Annotated in this window: 5 protein-coding genes and 1 pseudogene; 2 read left to right on the forward strand and 4 right to left on the reverse strand. The window is 62.4% G+C overall.

Annotated elements, in window-relative coordinates:
* Positions 1 to 38 precede the first annotated feature (38 nt).
* Both E3U47_RS14710 and aac(6') read left to right on the forward strand, forming a co-directional pair.
* Positions 39 to 1,396 (forward strand): annotated as a pseudogene (locus tag E3U47_RS14710) (IS66 family transposase).
* 137 nt (positions 1,397 to 1,533) lie between these two features.
* Positions 1,534 to 1,989 (forward strand): aminoglycoside 6'-N-acetyltransferase, encoded by a 456-nt coding sequence (aac(6'), locus tag E3U47_RS14715; RefSeq protein ID WP_134692252.1) that lies wholly within the window; start codon positions 1,534 to 1,536, stop codon positions 1,987 to 1,989.
* Positions 1,990 to 2,605: 616 nt separating this feature from the next.
* On the opposite strand, the gene E3U47_RS14720 is transcribed toward aac(6'), so the two are convergent.
* The 4 genes from E3U47_RS14720 to E3U47_RS14735 all read right to left on the reverse strand — a co-directional run.
* Entirely contained in the window at positions 2,606 to 3,379 is a 774-nt protein-coding gene (locus E3U47_RS14720; protein WP_134692254.1) for a TSUP family transporter, read from the reverse strand.
* A gap of 132 nt (positions 3,380 to 3,511) precedes the next feature.
* Positions 3,512 to 4,864, reverse strand: a complete 1,353-nt coding sequence (locus E3U47_RS14725) for a glutamine synthetase family protein (RefSeq protein WP_134692256.1) — start codon at positions 4,862 to 4,864, stop codon at positions 3,512 to 3,514.
* A 10-nt stretch (positions 4,865 to 4,874) separates the two neighbouring features.
* The gene (locus E3U47_RS14730) at positions 4,875 to 5,426 is read right to left on the reverse strand and encodes a helix-turn-helix domain-containing protein (protein WP_134692258.1); all 552 of its coding nucleotides are present in this window, start codon (positions 5,424 to 5,426) and stop codon (positions 4,875 to 4,877) included.
* A partial coding sequence (locus tag E3U47_RS14735) for an FAD-binding oxidoreductase (protein WP_134692260.1) occupies positions 5,419 to 6,585 on the reverse strand: 1,167 nt, incomplete at its 5' end. The genes E3U47_RS14730 and E3U47_RS14735, both read right to left, overlap by 8 nt.

The raw sequence follows: 6,585 nt of genomic DNA on the forward strand, positions 1-6,585 counted from the left end.
TATCGTCGTCCTGCGCCTGCTCTGGCACAATCGGCGGCATGACTTTCTCACTCAACCTCGACCAGATGACCCCGGAACAGTTTCGTGCCTTGGTGGCACAGGCGTTGCAGTTGCAGTCCCAGGTCGAGGCGATGAGCAAGAAGATCCAGAACGATGAAATCCTCATCGAACAGTTCAAGTTCGAAATCGCCCTGCTCAAACGCCACAAGTTTGCCAAGCGCAGCGAGCAAATCAGCCCGGCGCAAAGCAGCTTGCTGGATGACCTGCTCGATACCGATCTTGAGGCTATCGAGGCCGAGCTGAAACAGCTTCTCCCCGCTTCGTCACAGGCCGAACCACGGCAATCGCCGAAACGTGCGCCATTGCCGCCGCAGTTTCCACGCACGGTAATTCGTCACGAACCTGAAAACACCCAGTGCGCCTGTGGCTGCCAACTTCAACGCATCGGCGAAGACGTCAGCGAAAAGCTGGATTACACGCCGGGCGTGTTTACCGTCGAGCAACATGTGCGTGGCAAATGGGCCTGCCGTCAGTGCGAAACACTGATCCAGGCGCCGGTGCCGGAGCAGGTTATCGATAAAGGTATCCCGACCGCAGGCTTGCTGGCCCACGTGATGGTGGCTAAGTTTTCCGATCACTTGCCGCTGTACCGACAGGAGAAAATCTTTGGTCGCGCCGGACTGGCAATTGCTCGTTCGACCTTGGCCCAATGGGTCGGACAAACTGGCGTGAGACTTCAACCGTTAGTCGATGCACTGCGTGAAGCGGTGCTGAACCAGGGCGTGATTCACGCCGACGAAACACCGGTTCAAATGCTTGCGCCAGGCGAAAAGAAAACCCACCGGGCCTACGTCTGGGCCACGCCCGTCGCAAGTTTTTCGATCTGCACGTGGCGAACAAAAGTCAGCTGGCCGAACAAGCGCTGCACTCGATCAGCGGCTTGTACGAGGTCGAACGCAAAACGCGGGAAATGAGCGATGAAGACCGCTGGCGACTACGCCAGGAAATGGCGGTGCCGATCGTCAAAACACTGCATGACTGGATGTTGGCTCAGCGAGACTTGGTGCCCAATGGATCAGCCACGGCCAAAGCCCTCGATTACAGCCTGAAACGCTGGGTGGCACTGACGCGCTACCTGGACGATGGGGCTGTGCCAATCGACAACAACCAAGTTGAAAACCAGATACGGCCATGGGCACTTGGCCGCTCAAACTGGCTGTTTGCTGGGTCGCTGCGCAGTGGCAAGCGGGCGGCTGCAATCATGCGCCTGATCCAATCGGCACGCATAAATGGGCATGATCCGTATGCCTATCTGAAGGATGTGCTGACGCGCCTACCTACGCAGCGGGCGAGTGAGATTGCAGCGCTGCTGCCGCATAGATGGCGTCCGGCTTAGTCGTGCAAAGCGGTCTGCACGTATGCTTACCGATGAACTTGAATATAGCCGCCCCTCCCGAAAACAAGCTGACCTTACCAAGCTTGACCGAAGATGGCCTATGATCTTCGTCAGTTATCCCTTCGAGTATTCCCTCAATGATAAAACGCTGCACCATGCTCGACCATGATGGTTGGCTTCCCCTGCGTGTTGCTCTGTGGCCTGACTCCTCCTCGAAAAATGAGCATGACAAACGAGTAATACTGAGCGCTCCAGAACGCTATGTGGTACTTCTTTTCGTTGATGAACACGGCGATGCGCTAGGGTTTGCCGAGGCGTCGATCCGGGTGGACTATGTCAACGGAACCAACTCATCGCCCGTGGCTTTTCTCGAAGGCCTTTACGTCCACCCCGCTAGCCGGAGCCAAGGCATAGCGCGGCAACTCGTGGCGGAAATTCAGCAGTGGGCCGAAGAAATGGACTGCACCGAACTGGCTTCGGATGCACTACTGGATAACCAAGGAAGCCACGCCATGCATCAGGCCTTGGGCTTCACAGAGACCGAGCGCGTAGTTTATTTCTTGAAGCCATTGAGGGCGATCGCGTCCACCTGAAAATACGCGAACACCATCTCCCTTAGTGCTGGGGGTTTGAAGGTGACTTGGCCAGACGCTTACAGCCCGCTCCCACGCCAAACCGATAAAGTGGCCAAGCGTGGAAGTGGGCTTACACCACGACACTGTTGAAACAAACAACTAAAAAACCAAAAATCTCCGCTCTTGATCTGCTCTTGATCTGCTCTTGATCTGCTCTTGATCTGCTCTTGATCTGCTCTTGATCTGCTCTTGATCTGCTCTTGATCTGCTCTTGATCTGCTCTTGATCTGCTCTTGATTTTGCTTCTAAGCGCGCGATAGTCCAGGCGCCGCCAATTGCGACTTCAGGAGGCCGAGTGGAGTTCTTGCGTAGTGGGGCGACGGCCATGGATGGCCGTCGAGCGCTGGGGCCCAGGATGGGCCCTACAGCGCGGTACCCACGGGAGCAAGAACGGAGCGAGGGAACCCCGGAGCGTAGGGGCCGGATGAACGGAGCCGAACGGTTTTGCCCACTTTTGCCAAGACAAAAGTGGGCCGCCGTAAGGGCGGAAAGGTGAATGTGCGTCGACATCGCAAATGAATGCGCATACAGAATCAAAACAATCACCGCAGATCCAGATCCAGATCCAGCCCCATCACCCAACCCAATGCTGCCAAACCAACCGCACCGTCAACGCCAACACCACCGCAATAAACACCGGCCGAATAAACTTGCTTCCCCCGCTGATCGCCGTCCGCGCCCCGAAAAACGCCCCGACCATGACCGAAAGCCCCATGCACAGCCCGACGATGTAATCCACCTGCCCGGAAATGACAAACACCGTCAGCGCCGCAATATTGCTGACGAAGTTCATGCTGCGCGCCACGCCACTGGCTCGAACCAGGTCGATGGGATACAGCAACAGGGTGCTGACGGTCCAGAACGCACCCGTGCCAGGCCCGGCGACGCCGTCGTAGAAGCCCAAGGTGAAACCCTGGGGGAACTGCCATTTCTTGCTGATCGGCGCCTCGGCATCCAACGGCGCCTTGGGCGTGCCACCGAACAGCAGGTAAACCCCGCAGGCGAAGACGATCACCGGCAGCATCTTGTTCAGCCACTCGGCAGGCATGTAGTGGGCGATCACCGCGCCGAGCAGCGCGCCCACCAGGGTGGCCAATAGCGCCGGGCGCCACTGGGCCGGATGGAACAGCTTGCGCCGGTAATAAGTGAAACCGGCAGTGGCCGAGCCGAAGGTGGAGCTGAGCTTGTTGGTGCCCAGTACCAGATGCGGCGGCATGCCCGCGGTGAGCAGCGCCGGCGTGGTCAGCAGGCCGCCGCCGCCGGCGATGGCATCGATGAAGCCCGCGACGAAGGCGACCAGGGCGAGGATCAGCAGGGTGAGCGGTTCTACGGTGAGTTCGAAGGGCATGGGATAGGAGCTTAACGGCAGGGGGCGACAAAAGGTCGCACGCAGGGAGCGCCATGGTAATCCTCAGTGGGTCTGGGTTGCCAGCACAGGCTCTATCGCCAGGCAACCCATACCCACGCCGCGTGCGTTCGGTCAGAGGAACCAGCGGTACTCCCGCGCACTGACCTCCTGCAGGAACGCCAGATGGTCCTGGCGCTTGTTCTCGCAGTACACCATCACGAATTCCTCTCCCAATCCTTCGTTCACCGCCGGGTGCCCGCGCATGGCTGCCACCGCGCCAAGCATGTCCGTGGGGAAATCGATGCCGCTGCCACGGTTTTCGTTCAACGGCGCGATCGGTTCCTGGCCTGCCTCGAGGCCATGCTCCATGCCACAGAGAATCGCCGCCAGCACCAGGTACGGGTTGGCGTCCGCACCTGCCAGGCGGTGCTCGATCCTCAGGTTGCGCGGGTCCGACTCGGGGATGCGGATGCACGCGTCGCGGTCCTCGAAGCCCCAGCTGGCCCGGCTGGCGGCATTGACCATGGCGCCATAGCGGCGAAACGCGTTGTGGTTGGCGGCGAACACCGGCATGCAGTGCGGCAGCAGTGCCAGGCAGCCAGCCACGGCATGACGCAGCGGGCGCTGGCCGTCGACGGCCAGCAGGTTGTTGCCGGCTGCGTCATAGAGGCTGACATGCACGTGCATGCCGCTGCCCGGCGCCTGCAGGTACGGCTTGCTCATGAATGAGGCACGCAAGCCGTGCTTGAGCGCCACGCCGCGGGTACTGCGGCAGAACAGCGCCGCCCAGTCGGCGGCGCGCAGGCCATCGTCGCAATGGCCGAAGTTGATCTCGAACTGGCCCGGGCCCAGTTCGGCGGTGATGACATTGGCGTCGATACCCTGCTGGTTGGCGCTCTCGACCATCTCGCGCAGCACGTCGGAGAACCGCGACAGGCGTTCGATGTGCATGTTCGGCTGGTCGTCGGCGTCATCGCTGAACGGGTCGTGGGGGAACTGCGGCAGTCCGTCCTTGAGCGCGCGGTCGAACAGATAGAACTCCAGCTCGAACGCCACCACCGGGCGCATGCCGCGTCGCTCGAGGCGCCGCAGCACGCGGGCGAGGACTTCCCGTGGTTCGAACTCGATGGGCGCGGCGGTGCCATCCGAGGTGATCAGCATCTGCCCCAGCGGTTCGCGCTCCCAGTTCACCAGTTTGAGCGTGCCGGGCACCAGACGCCTGAAGGCATCGGGGTCGCCATCGTTGAAGCAGTAGTCGCCAATCGGGAACAGACCGCCCTGGGCGCCGAGCAGCACGCAGTTCTGCGGCAGCTTGAGCGGGCTGCCGGCAGCGACTTTTTCCAGCATGTCGATGGGGTAGCGCTTGCCGTAGAAATGCCCGGGGATGTCCAGGCTGATCAGGTCGACGTAGCGCACGTCGGGGTGTCGGGCGCGGAAGGCGCGCACTTCGCTGAGCAGATCGGGGAAGCCTGTTGTACTTGTCATTGGCATGCTCTCAACGGAAGACCCAGAGAACCCGGGTCGTTCGGGCGGTCAGGTTGGCGTAGCGGAACTGGCTGTGGGGTGGCAGCTGGAAGCTGTCGTTGGGATTGAGGGTGACGGCGTCGTCGCGGCCCTCGAGCCACAGGGTCAGTTCGCCCTCAAGGACGAAACCGCCTTGTTCCGAGCTGTCGTCCAGGTGCCCCTCGCCACTGCTGGCACCGGGTGCCAGGTGGCTTTCGAGCATGGCGAAGCGGCCATTGAGGGTCGGCGAGACCAACACGTCGGTAACCCCGGCGGCGTAGTACAGGGTGCGTCGCTCATCGGGGCGTGTCACCCAGTCGATCTCGCGGGGCGGCACGGCCTGATAGAAATAGGTGGTAGGTACGCGCAGCGCTTCGCTGATGGCGGTTAGGTCGGCCACCGTGGGCCGCGACAGGCCGCGCTCGACCTGGGAGAGAAAACCCAGCGAGCGGTTGACGCGAGTTGCCAGCTCGTCGAGGGTCAACCCCCGATGCTTGCGCAGGTCGCGTACCTGGCGGGCGAGGGCTTGGATATCGTCAGACATGGTCGCGCATCCTGTACCAGGCCTTGGCTGCCGCCTCCAGCGGCGCTGCCAGCAGGTCACCGCCCGGGAAGCGACCGTTGTCGATGCCCTGGTACAACTTCAGCAGGTCGTCGTCACCGAGAATCGCGTCGCTGACCGCGCGTGCACCGGCCAGGGTCGGCAGTACGCCATGGCCGGAAAAGCCCTGCAGCCAGTAACGCTGACCCTGGCGCCCGATATCCGGCGTGCGCTGGATGCTGCAATCGATGTGCCCGCCCCAGGCATGCTCGATGGCCACCCCTCGCAGCTGTGGGAACACCCGCTCCAGGTACGGCCGGGTGGCGCTGGCGACGTCCTTGGGAATGCCACCGAGGTACGTGCAGCCACCGCCGAACAGCAGACGGTGGTCGGGTGTCAGGCGGAAATAGTCGGGGACGAACTGGTTGTCGATCACGCAGCTGTTGCGTGGCAGCAGCGAGGCGGCGAAGTCGGCGTCCAGCGGCGCCGTGGCCACTTGGTAGGACCCCACCGGCAGCAGGCGACGCGAGAGCGTGCGGTCGAGGCGGTCGATATAGGCGTTGCAGGCCAGCACCATGACACGACTGCGCACCACGCCCTGATCGGTTCGGGCTGCGAAGCCGTCGGCGTGTTCCTGGTAATCGATCACCTGGCTCTGCTCGTAGATCCGCCCGCCATGAGCTTCGATCACGGCGGCCAGGCCCTGGGCCAGCTTCAGCGGGTTGAGGTGGGCGCCATTGGGATCGTAAAGCGCGGCCTGGTAGCGGGGGCTGTCGATCCACTGGGGCAGTTCCTCGCGGCCGATCAGGCGCAGGCAGTCGTAGTCGAACTTCTCCTGTGCTTCACGCCGGGCGTCTTCCAGCAGTTTTACACGGCGCCGCAATACGGCAGTCCACAGACTGCCCAGGCGATAATCGACGTCGAAGCCATGGCGCTGGGGCAGCTCGCGCAGCTCGCGGGCGGCCCAGCACATGCTGTCCCAAAGGCGCCGGCTGCGCTCCAGGCCCAGGGCTCGCTCCAGTGGGGGCAGGTCGCACGACCAGCCCAGCAGTGCCTGGCCACCGTTGCGGCCCGAGGCGGCCCAGGCCACCCGACTGGCTTCCAGCAGGGTCACGCGCTGGCCGGCCAAAGTCAGGCGCAGGGCCGTATGCAGGCCGCTGAA

Source organism: Pseudomonas sp. RIT623, from assembly GCF_004519305.1.
GTDB lineage: Bacteria > Pseudomonadota > Gammaproteobacteria > Pseudomonadales > Pseudomonadaceae > Aquipseudomonas.